Annotated in this window: 14 protein-coding genes; 12 read left to right on the forward strand and 2 right to left on the reverse strand. The window is 57.1% G+C overall.

Annotation, left to right across the window (positions count from 1 at the left end):
• Positions 1 to 8 precede the first annotated feature (8 nt).
• The 11 genes from EN874_RS24315 to EN874_RS24365 all read left to right on the forward strand — a co-directional run bounded on the left by EN874_RS24315 (position 9) and on the right by EN874_RS24365 (position 12,338).
• Positions 9 to 1,715 (forward strand): AMP-binding protein, encoded by a 1,707-nt coding sequence (locus EN874_RS24315; RefSeq protein ID WP_127426938.1) that lies wholly within the window; start codon positions 9 to 11, stop codon positions 1,713 to 1,715.
• A 38-nt stretch (positions 1,716 to 1,753) separates the two neighbouring features.
• Positions 1,754 to 2,542: a glucose 1-dehydrogenase gene (locus EN874_RS24320; RefSeq protein ID WP_127426939.1), complete on the forward strand. Its 789-nt coding sequence runs from the start codon at positions 1,754 to 1,756 to the stop codon at positions 2,540 to 2,542.
• 160 nt (positions 2,543 to 2,702) lie between these two features.
• Complete coding sequence (gene gfa / locus EN874_RS24325) at positions 2,703 to 3,293, forward strand: S-(hydroxymethyl)glutathione synthase (RefSeq protein ID WP_127426940.1); 591 nt, start codon at positions 2,703 to 2,705, stop codon at positions 3,291 to 3,293.
• A gap of 626 nt (positions 3,294 to 3,919) precedes the next feature.
• The gene (locus tag EN874_RS24330) at positions 3,920 to 5,401 is read left to right on the forward strand and encodes an APC family permease (RefSeq protein ID WP_127426941.1); all 1,482 of its coding nucleotides are present in this window, start codon (positions 3,920 to 3,922) and stop codon (positions 5,399 to 5,401) included.
• 65 nt (positions 5,402 to 5,466) lie between these two features.
• A complete protein-coding gene (locus tag EN874_RS24335) occupies positions 5,467 to 6,249 on the forward strand; it encodes an MOSC domain-containing protein (protein ID WP_127426942.1) in 783 nt (260 codons plus the stop codon).
• 13 nt (positions 6,250 to 6,262) lie between these two features.
• A complete protein-coding gene (locus EN874_RS24340; RefSeq protein WP_127426943.1) occupies positions 6,263 to 7,036 on the forward strand; it encodes an SDR family oxidoreductase in 774 nt (257 codons plus the stop codon).
• A gap of 101 nt (positions 7,037 to 7,137) precedes the next feature.
• Positions 7,138 to 7,866, forward strand: a complete 729-nt coding sequence (locus EN874_RS24345) for an SDR family oxidoreductase (protein WP_127426944.1) — start codon at positions 7,138 to 7,140, stop codon at positions 7,864 to 7,866.
• Positions 7,867 to 7,880: 14 nt separating this feature from the next.
• Positions 7,881 to 8,723, forward strand: coding sequence for an alpha/beta hydrolase (locus EN874_RS24350; RefSeq protein ID WP_127426945.1), 843 nt, complete (start codon positions 7,881 to 7,883; stop codon positions 8,721 to 8,723).
• 168 nt (positions 8,724 to 8,891) lie between these two features.
• On the forward strand, positions 8,892 to 9,608 hold the full coding sequence (locus tag EN874_RS24355; protein ID WP_168247581.1) for a TetR/AcrR family transcriptional regulator: 717 nt from the start codon (positions 8,892 to 8,894) through the stop codon (positions 9,606 to 9,608).
• Positions 9,609 to 9,694: 86 nt separating this feature from the next.
• Positions 9,695 to 10,669 carry a porphobilinogen synthase gene (gene hemB, locus EN874_RS24360; protein WP_281061449.1) on the forward strand — a complete coding sequence of 325 codons (975 nt, stop codon included), beginning with the start codon at positions 9,695 to 9,697 and terminating at the stop codon, positions 10,667 to 10,669.
• Positions 10,670 to 11,135: 466 nt separating this feature from the next.
• The gene (locus EN874_RS24365) at positions 11,136 to 12,338 is read left to right on the forward strand and encodes a cytochrome P450 (protein ID WP_168247582.1); all 1,203 of its coding nucleotides are present in this window, start codon (positions 11,136 to 11,138) and stop codon (positions 12,336 to 12,338) included.
• A gap of 575 nt (positions 12,339 to 12,913) precedes the next feature.
• Here the strand turns inward: EN874_RS24365 and EN874_RS24370 are convergent.
• Positions 12,914 to 14,023: an S-(hydroxymethyl)glutathione dehydrogenase/class III alcohol dehydrogenase gene (locus tag EN874_RS24370; protein ID WP_127427015.1), complete on the reverse strand. Its 1,110-nt coding sequence runs from the start codon at positions 14,021 to 14,023 to the stop codon at positions 12,914 to 12,916.
• Positions 14,024 to 14,317: 294 nt separating this feature from the next.
• Positions 14,318 to 15,700 carry an aminotransferase gene (locus tag EN874_RS24375; protein WP_127426948.1) on the reverse strand — a complete coding sequence of 461 codons (1,383 nt, stop codon included), beginning with the start codon at positions 15,698 to 15,700 and terminating at the stop codon, positions 14,318 to 14,320.
• 550 nt (positions 15,701 to 16,250) lie between these two features.
• Between EN874_RS24375 and EN874_RS24380 the strand changes: the two genes are divergently transcribed.
• A complete protein-coding gene (locus EN874_RS24380; RefSeq protein ID WP_127426949.1) occupies positions 16,251 to 17,498 on the forward strand; it encodes an FAD-dependent oxidoreductase in 1,248 nt (415 codons plus the stop codon).
• Positions 17,499 to 17,513: the final 15 nt, after the last annotated feature.

Here is a 17,513-nt window from a genome sequence, read left to right on the forward strand (position 1 = left end):
GTTGCACCATGGTCACTGGCACCTCTGACACACTGGGCATTCCCGCGGCCGGGTCTTTTGACGAATTTGCAGCCCACGATGATGCGGGGCGGCCGTTTGGCATCCATGTGGATGGGCAGTGGCAGGTTCCCGATCTCATCAACGGGGCCACAAAGTCCCGCGGCTTCCCTTTGCGTAGCTATCGGAGCCGCCCCCAGAGCTACGATGCAATGATCCGGCACTCGGCCGCACGATATGCCAACTCCGAAGCAGTGATTTGCGGCGAGCGGCGGGTAAGCTGGGCCGAGTTCGACGACATGATCGAGCGAACAGCCTACGGCTATATCAAAGCTGGCATTACACCGGGTGAACGCGTTTGCGTAATGCTCGATAATCGTCTGGAATATTTGGTGGCAATGCTCGCGGCCATCCGCTGCGGTGGGATCGCCATTCCGCTGGGAACACGCCTAGGTTCGCTCGACATCGAACACATCTTGCGGGATGCAACGCCGAAATTGATCGTCACCGCCAGCACTTGGGCCCCGAACTTTGCTGGCCGAAACGATAACGAGCACGTCTTTCTCGTTGATGCCGATGTCGAGGGATCAGGCCATTTCAAGACATTGCAGGCCGCGCCACCCACACCCTTGCCCACATTGAAAAGCGATGATGTGGCAGTGATCATCTATACGTCAGGAACGACAGGAAAGCCTAAGGGCGCCTGTCTGACCCATACGAACTTTGTGCATACATGCCTGCACTACCTTTACGCATTGGCGATCGACCGACCCCTTCGCAGCATTCTAGCTATTCCTGGCACACATATTGCTGGCTTTGGGCCCCTGGCATCTGTGACGTTGGCCTCGGGCGGCGCGATTGTCATGGTCCCCCAGTTCAAGCCAGCTGACACGCTGGCGCTGATGGAGAAAGAAAAGATCGACTACGCGGTCTTTGTGCCGGCCATGTATCAATTGCTTGTCATGAAGGCACCAATTGAAAGCCATGATCTTTCAAGCTGGATCTACGGTGTCTATGGCGGAGCAATCATGGCGCCGGCAACCATCCAGAGGTTCAGCGAGGTTGCTCCCGACCTGCGGATGATCAACGCCTATGGTGCAACCGAAACTTGCGCGGTCTGCACGATCATGCCGCCGGAACTTACCGCCAGCCATCCCGAAAGTGTTGGCCTGGCACTCGAATGTGACGACATTTCCATCATGGACGCAGACGGAAACCCCGTTCCTGACGGGCAATCCGGCGAACTCTGGATTCGCGGGCCAAACGTCACTCCGGGCTACTGGAACAACACCGCCGCGAACGAGCGGGAGTTCCAAGATGGCTACTGGAAGAGCGGCGACGTCGGCCACCGCGACCAGAAAGGTTTGATCTACATCAGTGATCGCCTGAAAGACATGATCAACCGAGCAGGGTTCAAGGTCTTCAGCGCAGAGGTTGAAAACGCGCTGATGACCCATCCGCAAGTCGCGGATTGCGCGGTCGTGGCTGTGCCCGACGCTGTCCTGGGTGAAAAGACCTATGCGCTGGTCACCACAGCCGACGGCACTTTGAACGGCGATCAGCTGCGAACCTATCTCGTGGCGCGTATTGCCGACTACAAGGTCCCCGACTTCTGGGATGTAGGCAACACTCCCATTCCGCGCAACCAAAACGGCAAGGTTCAAAAAGCTGAGGTCCGCGCACGCGCGATAGCCCGTGTCGCGGATGTCCGAAGCTAGACAACGTATCGAACAATCGCACGACGATGGAGGAAAGCATGAGCGGTGTTCTAGAAGGTAAGGTTATTGTTGTAACGGGTGCAGGTGGCGGGTTGGGGTCGGGCATGGCCATCGACCTTGCAAAGAACGGTGCCTCTGTCGCCGTCGTGGACATCAACAAAAGCGGTGCCCAAAAGGTGGTCGACGAGATCAAGGGGGCCGGTGGAAAGGCGATGGCGCTGGCCGTCGATGTAAGTGAGCGCGCAGCGGTCAGAAAAATGATCGAAGACGTGGTGAATGCCTATGGGCGCCTGGACGTTTTGTTCAACAACGCCGGTATCAGCCAAACCTGCCCGTTCATGGAAGTCACCGAGGAAGACTTCAACCGGATCATTAAGGTCAACACTCTTGGCGTTTTGATCGGCACCCAAGAGGCGGCGAAACAGTTCATCGCTCAGGGCACTCCCGGCAAAGTCATCAACACCGCCTCAATCGCAGGCAAGCAAGGCTGGCCCGACTATGCGCATTATTGCGCCTCTAAATTCGGCGTGGTCTCGCTGACACAGTCTGCAGCGCGTGCCCTGGCCAAGGACAATATCACCGTGAACTGCTTCTGCCCCGGCGTTGTTGCGACTGACTTGTGGAAGGCCCTGGACGCAGATGCTCGTCACTATGGCATCACGGAAAAGCCAGACGAGCTGATCAAGGGTTTTTCCGCCAACATCTTGCTGGGTCGCCCATCGGTGCCTGCGGATCTGGTGGGCGTGACGACTTTCCTGGCGTCGGACGCCGCTTCCTACATTACTGGCCAGTCGATCATGGTCGATGGCGGCATGGTCCTTACATAAGCAGTTCCTGTCGTCCTTGGCATGAACGGCCCCGCCGCATGCGTCCAACCGCCGCCGGTAAGGTTCCACGGTTCTCGTCCGGTTATGCCAGCGCTGTTCACCAGGGAATAAGCAAATATGGCGGCAAATCAAAGAACCCTATCAGAACTGGAAAGCTGCGATGAGTTCCACGAACAAAACAGAACGCAGAGCCGTTGCTTTGCACCCATTGATTGACAACGGCGTATTGGGCAAGGCCGCCGAAAACTTTCCAGGTGGCACGCTCACCTGCAAGTGTACGACGGATGCCGTTGCAGTTCGCGTCAAAGGCCAGACAGCCCATAATCATGCTTGTGGCTGTAGCAAATGCTGGAAGCCGGAAGGCGCGATCTTCTCTATCGTTGCGGTCACAGCGAAGGAGAATGTGAGTGTGTTGGCCAACGCAGACAAGCTCGGAATCGTCGACTCCGGTGCCACCATACAACGCCACGCTTGCAAGGATTGTGGAACACATATGTTTGGTCGCATTGAAAACACCAAGCACGGTTTCTACGGCCTCGATTTCGTCCACACTGAGCTCTCGGAAGAGGAGGGCTGGTCACCTCCTGAATTTGCAGCGTTTGTTTCGTCGGTCATCGAAACAGGAACCGATCCTTCCGACATGACCGCCATCAGGGCGCGACTGGAGGTGGTCGGATTGCAGCCCTATGACTGCCTGTCGCCAGCCCTGATGGATTATCTTGCTTGCCACGCCGCAAAGATGAAGGCGTGAGTTATCCGAAGCGCGCGCGGTGACTATCCGCAGTTCCGGAAGGCTGTTGGAAAAGTGCGCGCTTCGAAGCGGCTAGGATGACATTGCCCCCGTTGGGAGGTTCCGAGATGAGGCGTTCACCGCGAGCACCATGTGAGCAGGGGGAAGCTGCTACTATCGAGGGAAGGCATCGGGCCAACAAGGAGGCGGCCACAAGCGCTTGCCCCAAGGGGCACAGCCAAGGTCGACGGCACATTGTCGGCCTGCTTTCAGCCCGCAACCCGGACTGCAACGGAAGATCCCCAAAGACCTCGCACGTTACGAGTCGCCCGCCACATCGGGGCAAAAATGCACGACCGTCTTAGATCCTATCCAGTCCGTCATATGCCGGGGCTGAGCACGTAACCACAGCAGCATCAGCAACGGGCTGCCCGCTCGATGGGGGCAAGATATCTCTTGATTTAGCTAACGAATGTTCGTTATATTAACTTGCCGAGAGGAGAAATGCGGCCAAGAAAAATCAACGCATAACGAGCATTTACTTTCGCTGAGCCTGCCAAGCTTCGTAGACGCGAAGCACAGTGAAGCGCGTCCAAAAAATCGCACAAGTAAACTCGTTTTTCGAAGCAAACAACAAGGGGAACGTGATGACAGACACAACTATCGGATCCGGCGTGATCGGATCGCAACCCAGCAGTGAAATTCGCCTGACGGGGAAGATGACCACCGCAGCGCTAATGCTGACGGTTCTTGCTTTTTCGGCGCCGATGGCAGTGGTCGATGGGTTCATCCCATTCACGATCTTTTTCGGGGGGCCAGGCGCAACGCTTGCTTTCGTCTTTGCGTCCATTGCGCTTGGCCTCTTTGCAATCGGCTACGTGACAATGGCCCGCCATGTTCCCAAACCCGGCGATTTCTATGCATTCATCAGTTCCGGGCTGGGCCGCGTCACGGGGCTGGGCGCGGCATTTCTTGCCGTTTTCTCCTACCTCTTCGTGCTTACGGGCAGCACGATATTCTGCGGAATAAGCGTGTCCGCGGTGATCACTGGCTTTGGAGGGCCGGAAACCTCATGGGTGCCATGGACAATCCTGGCTTGGCTAGCGGTGACGATCCTGGGTTATCTGCATATCGAGATTTCTGCAAAAATCCTGACTTGGGCGATGGTGGTCGAGGTGATCATCGTCGTGGTCTACAGCCTTTGTACGCTGGCGGTTGGTGGCAAGGAGGGGCTGAGCTCCGCGCCTTTCACGTTCAAGGCCTTCTCCGATGGGGATATGGCTGTGACGATGCTCTACGCGATCCTCGTGTTCATGGGATTTGAGGCGACCGCATTGTTTCGCGACGAAGTCCGTGATCCCGACAAGACGATCCCGCGCGCTACGTATGGCGCGGTGATCCTGATCGGGCTGCTCTACACATTGGCCTGCTATGCAATGACCGAGGCGTTTGGTTCCGGCGCCTGGGACGCGGCCAAGACAGACCCGTCAGGAATGTTCGCGACCTCGAGCTCCATCTTCGTCTCTCCGCTTTTCAGCAAGATCGCCCGCTGCTCTGTGGCGTTGTCCACATTCGCAGCGATTGTGTCCATCCATAACGTACTTGCGCGTTACATCTTCAACCTTGCTGTCGACAGAGCGCTGCCGTCATCGTTGGCGGCTGTTCACAATAGGCACCATTCGCCACACCGCTCGTCCACGGCCGCTGGAGTCGTTGTTGGTCTGTTGTTGCTAGGCTGTTACCTGACTGGCATTAGCGGCAGTCTGCTCTACGGCATGGTGGTTGGTATCGGGTCGATTGGCGTCATCTTCCTGATGGGGCTGGTCTGCGTGGCTGTGATTGGCTGGTTTGCCAAGACCGGAATTCCGGAGCGCGAGAATGCTTTCAAAGTGTTCATCGCACCGGCAATCGCGGGAGTAGCACTTCTCAGCGTCGCGATCTTCACGGGGCTGCACCTCCACTTCATTGTTGGTGGCGAACCGGATGCAAACAACTGGATCATTTTCGTGCTGATCGGGGTCTTCGCGCTGGGTTCAGGTCTTGCGGTCCATTACAAGGTCAACCGCAAGGACCTTTACGAAAAACTCGGCCGCGCTGAACGCGTTTTCGACGCAATCGCCCGCAATTGAGCAAACGGGGCGGCGGCGCACGCTGCGCCTCCGCCCTAATGTCCTGATTGAGAGATACGTTCTCCATGCAGGTTCACAGTCTTGGCATGGTGCATGTTAAGTGCACTCGCTTTCTCCATATCGACAGCGCCTTGATCACGCCGAGCGGCATCGCCGGCGATCGCAGGTATATGCTGCTCGATGCCCAGGGTTGTCTGATTTCCCCGAGCAAACACGCACTCTATCTGCCGCTTGCCGCCTGGATCGACGAGGATGAGGCGCGGATGAGCTTGACCTTCCCCGATGGCCGCAAAATCGAGGCACCTTTAACCTTTGGCCCCGTTGCTACCATCGACCACCTCGGGATACGACAAGTCGAGGTCACACCGGTTCTGGGCCGCTGGGACGCCGAACTCACTGCTTTCGCCGGACGCCCGACCCGGCTGGTCCGCACACAGGCTCCGAACGGTGGCGTTGATATCAAGCCAATAACGCTGGTTTCGACTGCCTCTCTTGCTGAAGTGTCCCGACGCTTGGGCCAACCTGTCGATCCGCGGCGGTTTCGAAGCAACCTGGTTATCGAGGCACAACAGTCCCACATCGAAGACAGCTGGGACGGCCGTCAGCTGCGGCTTGGAGAGGCAATCCTGCTGGTGCGGTCGTCAGTGCCCCGTTGCATCGTGACGCAACTTGATCCTGACACCGGCGCCAACAACCTACGCTCCGTGCCGGCGCTCACGGACTACCGCCCAAAGGTGAAAATTCCAGATGGTCTAATGCCAGACTACGCAACCCCTGGCTTCGCGTCTTATGCCGAAGTGGTTCGGCCTGGCCGGGTTCGGGTAGGTGACCCGGTTGAGCTTCTCTAGAAAGGAAACGACGTTGCAGGACTACAGCGGGAAGATCGTAATCGTCACTGGGGCCGGCTCCGGGATGGGGCGGGCCATTGTCGCCGAATTCGTCGCCCGCGGCGCTAAGGTGGCGGCCCTCGGGCGGCGGTTGAACAAACTGCAGGAAACTCTGGCCCTCGCCGCCGGGCCAGGCGAAGGTATAGCAATCGCTACAGATGTCGCTGAAGAGGCGTCGGTGCAGGCGGCAATGGCCGCGGTCAAGGCACGCTGGGGGCGCGTTGACGTGCTGATCAACAATGCGGGTGTGCTGGACAGTTACGCCCCGCTTCATGAGGTCAGCCTTCGGGACTGGAATGCGGTGATCGCGACCAATCTGACCGGGCCATTCCTGATGGCGAGATATGCCATTCCCTCTATGCTTGAACAGGGCAAGGGCGCGATCGTCAATATCTCTTCGATCTCCGCATTCAGCGCTGCAGGCGGTGGCTCGGCCTATACCGCCTCTAAACATGGCCTGCAGGGGTTGATGAAACAGCTGTGCTTTGAATACGGCCCGCGCGGGATCCGGGTGAACGAGATTTGCCCCGGCGCGACGGCAACGCCTTTGGCGATCCCGGAGACCAAGGGCGAGCACAGCCCCGACATGGAAGCTGCGGTCGCCCGGGTGCCCGCCCGTCGCTGGTGCCAGCCGGAGGAGATCGCCAAGCTCACCGCCTTTCTGGCTGGTGACGAGGCGGACTACGTCCACGGCAGTTCCTATGTGATTGACGGCGGCTGGCTGACAGCTGCGCGTGATCCTTTCTAATCGCGCGGAATGGCGTGAGCTCATGATCGAAGGAACTGTTCGATTGAGCTATCCACGCGCCGGTCCAACATCCACCTGAAACCAAACAAGAGGGAAATCGAATGACTGGGAGAATTGCAGGCAAAAACGTCATCATCATCGGCGGGACCAGCGGCATGGGGCTGGCGCAGGTGCATCGTTTCGTGGCTGAAGGTGCCAAAGTGCTAGTCGCCAACCGCAATGTTGAGGCTGGCAAGAAGCTGGAAACAGAAATCGGTTCGGCAATCCGCTTTGTGTCGCTCGACGTCCGCAGCGAGGAAGGCTGGGCCAATGTCATGACAGAAGCGGATTCCTTCTTCGGGGCGCCGGTAGACGCCCTGGTCAACAACGCTGGCATCCTGGTGGAAGCAGGGCTGGAACAGACCAGCCTCGAAAGCTTCCAGTTCTTGACCGAGACCATGCAGACCGGGGTTTTCCTCGGCATGAAGGCCGTGGTGCCGAGCATGCGTAAGGGCGGTGGTGGTTCGATTATCACTGTCTCCTCGACAGCGGGGCTCGTCGGCTATGCAGGCTTTTTCGCATATACCGCCACTAAATGGGCGGTGCGCGGCATGACGAAGGCAGCAGCTCTTGATCTTGCCAAGGCCAATATTCGTGTCAACAGCGTCCATCCCGGCGACACCGAAACCCCTATGATCGAGGGGCGCGGCTACAATGCCGATTTCGTCCCACTCGGCAGGCTGGCCAAGCCCGAAGAGATCGCTTCGCTCATTCTGTTCCTGGTCTCGGACGAAGCGTCCTACATCACCGGCACCGAGCAGGCGATCGATGGCGGATTTACCGCGCAATAGGCTGGAGACTGCAAATGAGGACCGAAGAGGTCAGCGCCGCGATCATCGCGCCCCCCTCGCAAGAGGAATGGGTCGCAGCCAAGAAGTGCGTGCGCATCAATGAACAGATCCAACTTGCCTATGTCGAATGGGGCAACACCGAGGCCGAACCAGCCATCCTCGTGCACGGTTACTCGGACAATTCGCGTGCCTACTCAACCATTGCGCCCCATCTTAGCGACAAGCACTACCACGCGGTGGATTTGCGCGGTCACGGCAACAGCTCCAAGCCGGAGAGCCGCTACCACGCGAGCGATTTTGCTGAGGACATTGGCGATTTCATCAAGGCAATGGGATATCAGAAAGCCTGCGTTGTTGGTCATTCCTTGGGCTCAATAACGGCCGGGGTCTTGGCCTCGGTCCATCCGGAGTGCGTCAGCAGGCTCGTGCTCATATCCTCGACGCTGAGGACCGGACCGTTTGTTGACTGGGTCGAAGCCGAACTGTCGAAGGCGCGCTTTCCGCTTGATGTGAATGGTGAGTTCATAAAGGCCTGGGCCGCCAATCCCGGCGGAATGGATGAGGCGATGCTGGCGCCCTTGCGTCATGAAGAGGCCGCCATGCCCGAATGCGCGTGGAGGGGCATCGCACGCGGGCTTCAGACGTTGGACTGGACGCAGGCGGCTCGCCATATCACAGCACCTACGTTGATAATGTGGGGTGACAAGGATGAGTTGATGCTTGAAAGTGACCAAGAGGCGTTGCGCCGCGCTCTTCCCAGTGCGAAGTTCGTGCGCTACGACGGGCTTGGCCACTCCATGTACTGGGAAGAACCTGAGCGCATTTCGCGCGATCTAACAGCGTTCCTGGCACAATGACATGCCCGATTCTGGCCGCTAATCTGGCCCACCGTGTAGTCTTGACGGCGTAGTGTAGACATGTGCACGGATGTCGTGCTCAAGCAGATTCACGATAACACATCACGCTTTGGGTGCAGGGGCCGTCAGCGGAGCGCTTGTCGGTCAGATTGGTCAGGGAAAAGGTATATGGCGGCGAGAAGAACGGGCATTAAACCCAACATGGATGTGTCCGAGCCTATTCGCAAAGCCCTCGCTGACATGAATTCATTTGTCGAGGCATTCAACTGGGATGCTGTCAGTGACCGCCGCGTTCATATCCTCAAGGTCTTCCTTCGACTCGCGGCTGCCCAAGGATACTCGGCAGTCACGATGCGGAGTCTTGCACTCGAACTGAATCTAAAGGCACCCAGCATCTATTCTCACTTTCCAGGCGGAAAAGAAGAGATTATCTCTTACTCTTTGCGTTGGCAGGCACGTGTCTTTGGACTTGAGGTTCTGAACGGCACCATCAGCGCGGGCGATCCCGACACATTCTTCGACCTGCTTGTGCGGCTTCATTGTCGGACGAATTTGTTGAACCGAGAGAACTACCTTTGGGACATGATCGTTGCTTCAGACCGGATCGGAAAGTTTCTGCCGATCGAATTGCGCAATGAGATGCACTCTTGGCTTGAAATATGCATCCAGGTTTATGTTGCGGCTGGTGAAGCTCTTGGGCTCCACGACTGTCGTCTTAGCGCTCGGCAGGCCTTCGCCTCGATTGATGCTGTGCACTCCTGGGCGGATTGGGATGGCTCCGAATCAAGCCTTGAACGCATTCTTGACGAAGCCACCGTGCTTTGTCGCACCATCATGGTGCCAACGGGTTCCAAGAGGCCTTCGGCGCCGCGCCGTGTGAAATGACTTGAACGCAATATGAATTGGCCAGCGCCACACAGCGCGGGTGCATCTTTGCCGCTATCCAAGGTAAGGGCAAAGAGGATAGCGCAGTGTTTCCGACGACAAGGATGAGGCGCCTTAGGCGAACCCCGCAATTGCGTCAGATGGTGCGTGAAACGTTGCTTGCTCCGCAGCATTTGATTTACCCGGTGTTTGTCGAAGAAGGAATCGACAAGCCGATTGCGATCACGACAATGCCGGGTCTGAACCGGATACCAGAGCATGCTTTGGCGCACGAGGTTGCGGCGATCGCCGATGATGGAGTCGATGCCATCATGCTTTTTGGTGTCTCCCACAACAAGGATGCCGAGGGCGGTGACAGCTGGAACTCAAACGGCCTGATGGCGCGTATGGCACGGATCGCAAAGGCTGCGGTCCCCGGTATGGTTGTCATCACTGACAATTGTGTCTGCGAATATACAGATCATGGCCATTGCGGCGTTCAAATTGACGGGCAGATCGACAATGATCGAAGTCTTGCCAACTTGGCCAAGCAGGCAATAACTGCTGCCCAAGCCGGCGCCGATATCATTGCGCCGTCAGCCATGATGGACGGACAGGTCGCAGCTATCCGCGCGGCACTCGACGGGGCAGGATTCGATCAGATCCCCGTGATGGCTTATTCCTCCAAATTCACCTCTGCCTTTTACGGCCCCTTCCGCGCTGCGGCAGGTTGCTCTTTGAAGGGCGATCGTCTCGCGTATCAGATGGACCCCATGAACCGGCGCGAAGCACGCAGAGAGTCGCGTCTCGATGAACTGGAAGGTGCCGACTTCCCTATGGTGAAGCCAGCCTTGCCTTACCTGGATGCGTTGGCTGACCTGCGTAGGCAAAGCGATCTACCGCTGGTCGCCTATCAGGTTGGAGGCGAATATGCGATGATCAAGTTCGCGGCTCTTGCGGGCGCCATCGACGAACACGCCGCCATCTTCGAGACACTGGGTGCAGTCCGCCGCGCCGGCGCCGACCTGATTATCAGCTATTTCGCGCGCTACGCCGCACAGCATTTGCTCAAGGTTTCTTGACGCGCCAGCCGGCATGATGAGTGAGAACTGCCCTTAACCTGTCGGCCAGTTTTAGAACCGCAGATCAAAGACAACATGCGGCCGGATCATCCATATGTGCGGGCTTGTTGCGTGAATTGCGACCGACCCGTTCTCGAGTTCGAAAACGGCTGCGTTTTTCCAAATCGTTGAATCTATAACCAGCCCTCGGAAATCCCTGCCAGGCCGCATCGCCGGAACGAGCATCTGCCAACGTCGCGCCAGAACGGCCGACATGTGCTGGCGTTAGAGGCGTCGAAGTGCCGCCACGCCACAATCAAATTGTAATAGCCCCTCGTTGGTGATACTAACTAACAATCGTTAGCAAGCGGGCGTAGATCCCCAACGCTGTGCGGCATCAGCGAAGCACGGTCGGCCTGGATTGAAGACAAAGCAAAAAGGGCAGGGGGCTCGCGCGACGTGAAGGATGGAGAGGAGACGAGAAAACATGAACTTGATGCGAGATCAGGCTCAGGACATTCTACCCTGGGGCGATACTGAGTATATCAAAAACCCCTATCCTTGGTATGAGACCGCGCGGAAAGATTGGCCGATCTATCGGTCGCTCGATGGGACTTTCGTAGTCACGCGTTATGACGATGTGGTCAAATTTGGCAAACTGCCTTCGCTGAGCATTGTGGACCCGGAATGGGTTCCCAAAGGGCCGTGGGCCGCGCTTAGCACGACAGTGCTCGGCCTTGATCCGCCCCAGCATACCGAAATGCGTCGACGTGGGAACAAGTGGTTCACACCTAAACTCGTTAAGGAGTGGTCGAAAATTGCGGAGGCTTTTGTCCGCAATCAGATTGCCACGCTTAAGGACCACGAGGTGTTCGACGCGAACATGTATCTCGGTGTAGGCCCCACTCATTCGGCGATGTGCGGGGCACTCCAGCTTCCCGCGGATGACTTCGAGCCGGTGATTTTCTCGATGCACGGCACCATGGCTGCCCTCAGTGCCGAGGCTGACGAGGAGGTAATCAAAAAAGCAACGGAGGCCTTCGACTACCAGCTGGGTCGGATGCGCAAAATGCTTGAATGGAAGCGCGTGAACCCAGGAACCGGCATGGCGGACGCACTTCTAGAGGCGGAAAGCAAAGGGGAGATGACCTCAGCCGAAGTCGAACAGACCCTGGCCCTGTTCTGGGCGTCCGGAGGGCACAACCCATCATACATCATCAGCTCTGCCATCCAACATTTCGCCCGGCATCCTGAGATATATGAGATTTACCGCAGCAAGCCGGAACTGCGAACCGGCATACTCAACGAGATTTTTCGGCTGTATCCCCCAGAACTGTCATTCGCACGCTGGGTGCGTGAGCCTCTCGAGATACAGGGCCAGACGATCGAGGTTGGAGAACGGGTCAAGTTCATCATCGATTCGGCGAACCGAGATCCCGAAGCATTTCCCAATCCCGACGTGCTTGACATGAATCGCGCTCCCGAGGCCGCGATGAATGTGAGCTTTGGCATGGGGCCACATCAATGTGCTGGCCAGATCATCAGCCGAACCGAGGTCGAGGTTGTACTAGATACGCTTGCCGAGCTGGTCGAAAGATTTGAAATCCGTGGTGTACCTGAAATGGACAACACGGACCGCTCGCGAGCCTATGTGAATCTTCCGATCTCTATCGTGAAGGTCAAGAGCTGATGGCAGGAATAGCTGTCGGGAGTTCAATCACGCCAAACCCGTGTGAAAAAGTTCCTGCCTGCCGCTAAGTACGTAAGCTTTCCTGGGCTCGGGCATAATTTCTTCTGGGGGCAGCCTGAGAAAGCCGCCAAGGTGATCAATGCGTTTCTAACCCGTTAGTCGAGCCATATCTGAAGCGTTAATCCTCTGTCTAAGTGGGTTAGATTAGCAGTCCTATCGACTGGAGCGGGATGAATTCCCTTATTCATCCCACCCAGATCATTTCACCGTTTCACGGAAACGGAGAACTGCTCTAACTCTTTGTTTTGACGCAATTCCGGACGGAAAACCGTTTCACATTTTTCCTGGAACTGCTCCAGGCGGCTGTTCGGGTCGAACGAAACGGCGGACCTTACCCGAGCCACGATACCCAGAGCGAATCGCCATCGTCTCGAGGGTTGCCCGAGCCTTCGAAAAGACTATCGGCGGAGGATCTGCACGGTCGGCTGTGCGCAGATAATCCCCATGCCATGGCTCCGTTGGAAAAGCACGGGCTTTGGGGAGCGACCTGTTTTCTATCGGCCGGTGCCCGTCGGTCAGTAATGGACGACCGAGCGGATCGACTTGCCCTCGTGCATCAAATCGAAAGCCTTGTTGATCTCGTCCAGGCCCATAGTGTGGGTGACAAAGGGTTCGAGATCGATTGCGCCCTTCATAGCATCTTCCACCATCCCAGGCAGTTGTGAGCGCCCTTTGACACCGCCAAACGCAGTGCCCATCCATTTGCGCCCGGTTACCAACTGAAACGGCCTGGTTGAAATCTCTTGACCTGCGCCCGCAACGCCGATGATGACGGACTGACCCCAACCGCGATGCGCACATTCAAGCGCAGCCCGCATTACGTTTACATTTCCGATGCATTCGAACGAATGGTCAACGCCCCAGCCCGTCATTTCGACGATAACCTGCTGGATCGGTTTCTCGAAATCAACGGGATTCAGGCAGTCGGTGGCGCCAAACTCTCTTGCCAGTTCGAACTTTGCCGGATTTGTGTCGATGGCGATGACGCGGCCAGCCTTGGCCTGCCGGGCGCCCTGAATCACTGCCAGCCCAATGCCGCCGAGGCCGAAAACCGCGACACTGTCGCCTGGCTGGACCTTGGCCGTATTCTGCACCGCACCTATGCCCGTGGTCACCCCGCAACCCAGCAGGCAGACGTGTTCAGGATTAGCGCTTTGATTGATCTTTGCGACCGACACCTCGGCTACCACGGTATATTCCGAAAAGGTCGAACAGCCCATGTAATGATAGAGAGGCTGGCCGTTGTAGCTGAAACGGGTTGTGCCGTCTGGCATGACCCCTTTGCCCTGGGTGGCACGCACCGAGGTGCAAAGGTTGGTCTTGCCCGATTTACAGAACAGGCATTCGCCGCACTCGGCGGTATAAAGCGGGATCACATGATCTCCCGGCACAACCGACGTGACGCCTTCCCCGACACTTTCCACGATGCCGGCCCCTTCATGGCCCAGAACGCACGGGAACAGTCCCTCGGGGTCGTTGCCCGAAAGGGTGAAGGCGTCGGTATGGCAGATTCCGGTATGCGTGATACGGATCAGTACTTCGCCTTTCTTCGGGGGTTCGACATCAATCTCAATGATCTTGAGGGGCTCTCCGGGCGCAAAGGCAACGGCTGCTCGTGATTTCATGGCAGTGGTTCCTGTCGTTACTTTTTCTACTACCGGCGATTTTTCAGCAGCCACTGGAATTGAAAGCAAAGTCACGTCCACTCTTTCAGGTCGCAAAGCCTGTCCTGGACATCATGCAATCGCAACTCGCACTCGAGGCTGAGATGTCGCCGCCGCTCACTCAATCCTAGCCAACGTTGCGTCCAGTAACTTCGGCGGGCCGCCACAGGCCATCAGGGCGTATTCTCGCCCCCCAAAACAGCCGTAAGCACGAGGGCTGAACGGGTCCGCAGAACCTGTTCAGCCCTTCCGCTTTCACGCTTTCAGCCGCTTCACCTGTTGGAGAACTTCGTCGAGCGATTTGCCAAAGGCCTCGACGATCATGTCGACCTCTTCGGCATTGATGATCATCGGGGGAGAAAACAGTACCGCGTCATAGGTCGGCCGCGTGATCACCCCGTTGGCCTGCATCCGATCGGCCATCATTGCACCGAGATCCCCGATGGTTCCAAGGGCAGTTTTTGCTTCCTTGTCGAGGACAAGTTCAACCCCGGCCAAAAGACCAACGCCACGAACCTCGCCGACAAGCGGGTGGCTCAGATACTGCCGGAAACCCGCTCGCAGGCGTTCACCCATGGCCGCGGCGTTTTCAGTGAGCTCCTCTTCCTCGATGATACGAATGGTTTCCAAAGCCACAGCGCAGGCTACCGGATGGCCGCAGGTCGTGAAACCGTGCCACATGCCGCCATATTTCTCGCTCGCGTCATAGATCGGGCCCATGACCTTGTCGTTAAAGAGGAATGCGGCGAAGGGAATGTAGGATGACGTCAGCTGTTTGGAATAGACCAGAACGTCAGGCTCCAGGTTGAAGGTCTGAGTGCCGAACATCTTGCCGGTGCGACCGAAACCGCAAATGACCTCGTCGACTACGAACAGTATGTCGTACTTCTTCAGGACAGCCTGGATCTTCTCCCAATACGTCGCCGGCGGCACAATGACGCCACCGCCGCCATTGACGGGTTCAGCGATAAAGCAGCAGATCGTTTCCGGACCTTCTGCAAGAATCGTTTCTTCCATCTCGGCCGCGAGACGTGTCGCGAACTCTTCCTCGGTCTCACCAGGCAGACCTTCACTGTAAAAATGGGGGCAGCTCAAGCGCACCACGGGCATAAGCAAATCGTGACCAAGATGGTTGCCATCCAGCCCTGTCAGGTTGTTAGTAGCGATGGTTGCGCCATGGTAGGCGCGCTTGCGCGAAAGTATCTTCTTGCGCTTCGGCTCACCCATCGCGTTCGAGCGATGCCACAGCAGCTTGATCACGGTGTCGATGGCTTCCGAGCCGGATGCGTTGAAGAACGCCTTGCTCATCGGCACCGGCGCCATCTCTATCAGCTTCTCGGCAAGATCGATGGTCGGCGGCGTCGAACGGTGCCAAAATGTATGATAAAATGGCAGAACGTTGTACTGACGCATTGCTGCATCAGCTAACCGTTTCTCGCTGAAGCCAAGTCCCGCCGACCACATGCCGGACATGCCTTCGATAAAGCGATTTCCATCGTTGTCGTAAACGAAGACGCCTTCGCCGCGTACAATGATCGTCGGGCCGACTTCTTTGTGTTTGACGTGGTTGGTATGGCAATGCAGGACGTAATTGATGTCGCGCGCTTCCATCGAATTTACAGTTGTCTGCACGTTCATGTTTTCCTCCCCCGCATTTGCGGATTTTCTATCGTGTAGTTGCTGATCAGGATGCTGGCCGGGTCATGTGCGCTTTCCGCGGCTCGATTTCCACCAATAGACTAAGCACAAACTAACGCTAGTTAGCAACGGTTTATTTTCGAAACCCTCGCGCGGCCATGCGCGGCTCGCTAGACCTCCCAGTTTTAAGCGCAGGCGGGTCACACATTTCGCAGCGTTCACCGTGGACGACCGTTGAAGTATGGAGATGATGGCGCCTGGCGGCCTCAAGTTGGTACGCGGATTATGGAAACGAACCGTCGCGAGCTGAGCTCTATGACGACACAGGTGGCGCGTGCGGCGGCGCTTGCAAACGGCCCCTCGGCGGTTTGCGCGAAGGCGATGGCCGCGCAGTCCTGGCGGCCATCAATCGCTTGAATTCGGATGTAATGGATGATCCAGGTCACGGTTTGGTGAGGAAAAGCTGAAAAAGTGTTGACAGAAAGCTAACGAACGTTAGTATGCCAGCCACTATACTGCTTCGTAGAAAAGCCAAAGGGGAACACGAAGTATGCACGCGAACCATCCGAGTGTCGCAGTCATCGGCAGCGGCCCTTCCGGCTGCTATGCTGCCCAATTTCTAAGGAAGACGTGGCCAGGCTCGGAGATAATTATCATTGAAGCGCTGCCGGTTCCTTATGGGCTGGTTCGGTATGGGGTGGCCTCTGATCATCAGGGCACGAAAGCGGTCATTCAGCAGTTCGACCGCCTTTTTGAGCGCGATGGCGTCCGATTTGCCGGAAACGTGACCGTAGGGAGAGATATTTCCTTCGAGCAGATCCGCGAGGCCTTCGATGTTGTCGTTCTGGCCACGGGTCTGGACCGCGACCGCGAACTGAATTTGCAAAACGACGTCGAATGTTCCGTCGTGGGGGCCGGGTCACTTCTCAAAGCACTCAACGGCCATCCTAACATTGATATTCCCAGGCTTCCCGACGGTGGAGCGATGCCGTTGGGCGAGCGCATCGCGATAGTTGGCAACGGCAATGTCGCGATGGACGTTATTCGCATTCTGTGCAAGCGCCATGAGGACTTTACAGGATCCGACATCGCTGATGATCGCCTTAGCGCGATCCGAACTGATGCCATAAAGCGGATCGACGTCATAGGAAGGTCGCCGCCTGCTCAGACAAAATTCGACTTGGCAATGCTCAAGGAAATCGTTGCTCTGGAGCATGTCCGGATTAACGCAACCGGCCTCGATAGCGCCGAAGGTGACAGCGTAAGTGCCTTGCTTTCTGACGCCCGGCGAAATGTTCCGCGCAATGTGGATGATCCTTCCCGGAAATCCGTTGAAGTGACCTTTCACTTTTCGGCCAAGCCGGAGGCGATACGATCGGTAGATGGCGTAAACTGCCTGCTGGTACGATCTGCGTCGCCCGAGCCCCTGGAATTGAAGGTAGACCGGGTCATTGCGGCGATCGGCTTTATGGCTGCCGATGATGCGCTTGCAGATCGATGCAGTGGCGACAATGTTTTTCGGGTCGGCTGGCTAAACAGCGGCGGGAAGGGCGCAATAGCGGCTAACAGGCGCGACGCCAAGGAGGTAGTGGAACTCATCTGCAGCAAGTTCACGTCCGGTGAGCTTCGGGCAAAGAGCCGCGGGTTCGATGCCATCGCGAACTACATCGGCCATCTTGCCGTCCCTTTCCAGGGTTGGCGCAGGATCGATGATCGGGAGCGATGCGACGCCGCGCAAGGTCGCTGCCGTCGCAAAATCCTAAGCGTATCCGAAATGATAGCGGTTGCCGGGTCTTAAATCATGCGCCGACGT

Source organism: Mesorhizobium sp. M1D.F.Ca.ET.231.01.1.1 (assembly GCF_003999155.2).
Taxonomy (GTDB): Bacteria; Pseudomonadota; Alphaproteobacteria; order Rhizobiales; family Rhizobiaceae; genus Mesorhizobium.

Excerpts from the sequence above, each read along its gene's own strand:
- EN874_RS24315 (WP_127426938.1), top strand. The coding sequence starts at position 9 with ATGGTCACTGGCACCTCTGACACACTGGGCATTCCCGCGGCCGGGTCT.
- EN874_RS24320 (WP_127426939.1), top strand. The coding sequence starts at position 1,754 with ATGAGCGGTGTTCTAGAAGGTAAGGTTATTGTTGTAACGGGTGCAGGT.
- gfa (WP_127426940.1), top strand. The coding sequence starts at position 2,703 with ATGAGTTCCACGAACAAAACAGAACGCAGAGCCGTTGCTTTGCACCCA.
- EN874_RS24330 (WP_127426941.1), top strand. The coding sequence starts at position 3,920 with ATGACAGACACAACTATCGGATCCGGCGTGATCGGATCGCAACCCAGC.
- EN874_RS24335 (WP_127426942.1), top strand. The coding sequence starts at position 5,467 with ATGCAGGTTCACAGTCTTGGCATGGTGCATGTTAAGTGCACTCGCTTT.
- EN874_RS24345 (WP_127426944.1), top strand. The coding sequence starts at position 7,138 with ATGACTGGGAGAATTGCAGGCAAAAACGTCATCATCATCGGCGGGACC.
- EN874_RS24350 (WP_127426945.1), top strand. The coding sequence starts at position 7,881 with ATGAGGACCGAAGAGGTCAGCGCCGCGATCATCGCGCCCCCCTCGCAA.
- EN874_RS24355 (WP_168247581.1), top strand. The coding sequence starts at position 8,892 with ATGGCGGCGAGAAGAACGGGCATTAAACCCAACATGGATGTGTCCGAG.
- EN874_RS24365 (WP_168247582.1), top strand. The coding sequence starts at position 11,136 with ATGAACTTGATGCGAGATCAGGCTCAGGACATTCTACCCTGGGGCGAT.
- EN874_RS24370 (WP_127427015.1), bottom strand. The coding sequence starts at position 14,023 with ATGAAATCACGAGCAGCCGTTGCCTTTGCGCCCGGAGAGCCCCTCAAG.
- EN874_RS24375 (WP_127426948.1), bottom strand. The coding sequence starts at position 15,700 with ATGAACGTGCAGACAACTGTAAATTCGATGGAAGCGCGCGACATCAAT.
- EN874_RS24380 (WP_127426949.1), top strand. The coding sequence starts at position 16,251 with ATGCACGCGAACCATCCGAGTGTCGCAGTCATCGGCAGCGGCCCTTCC.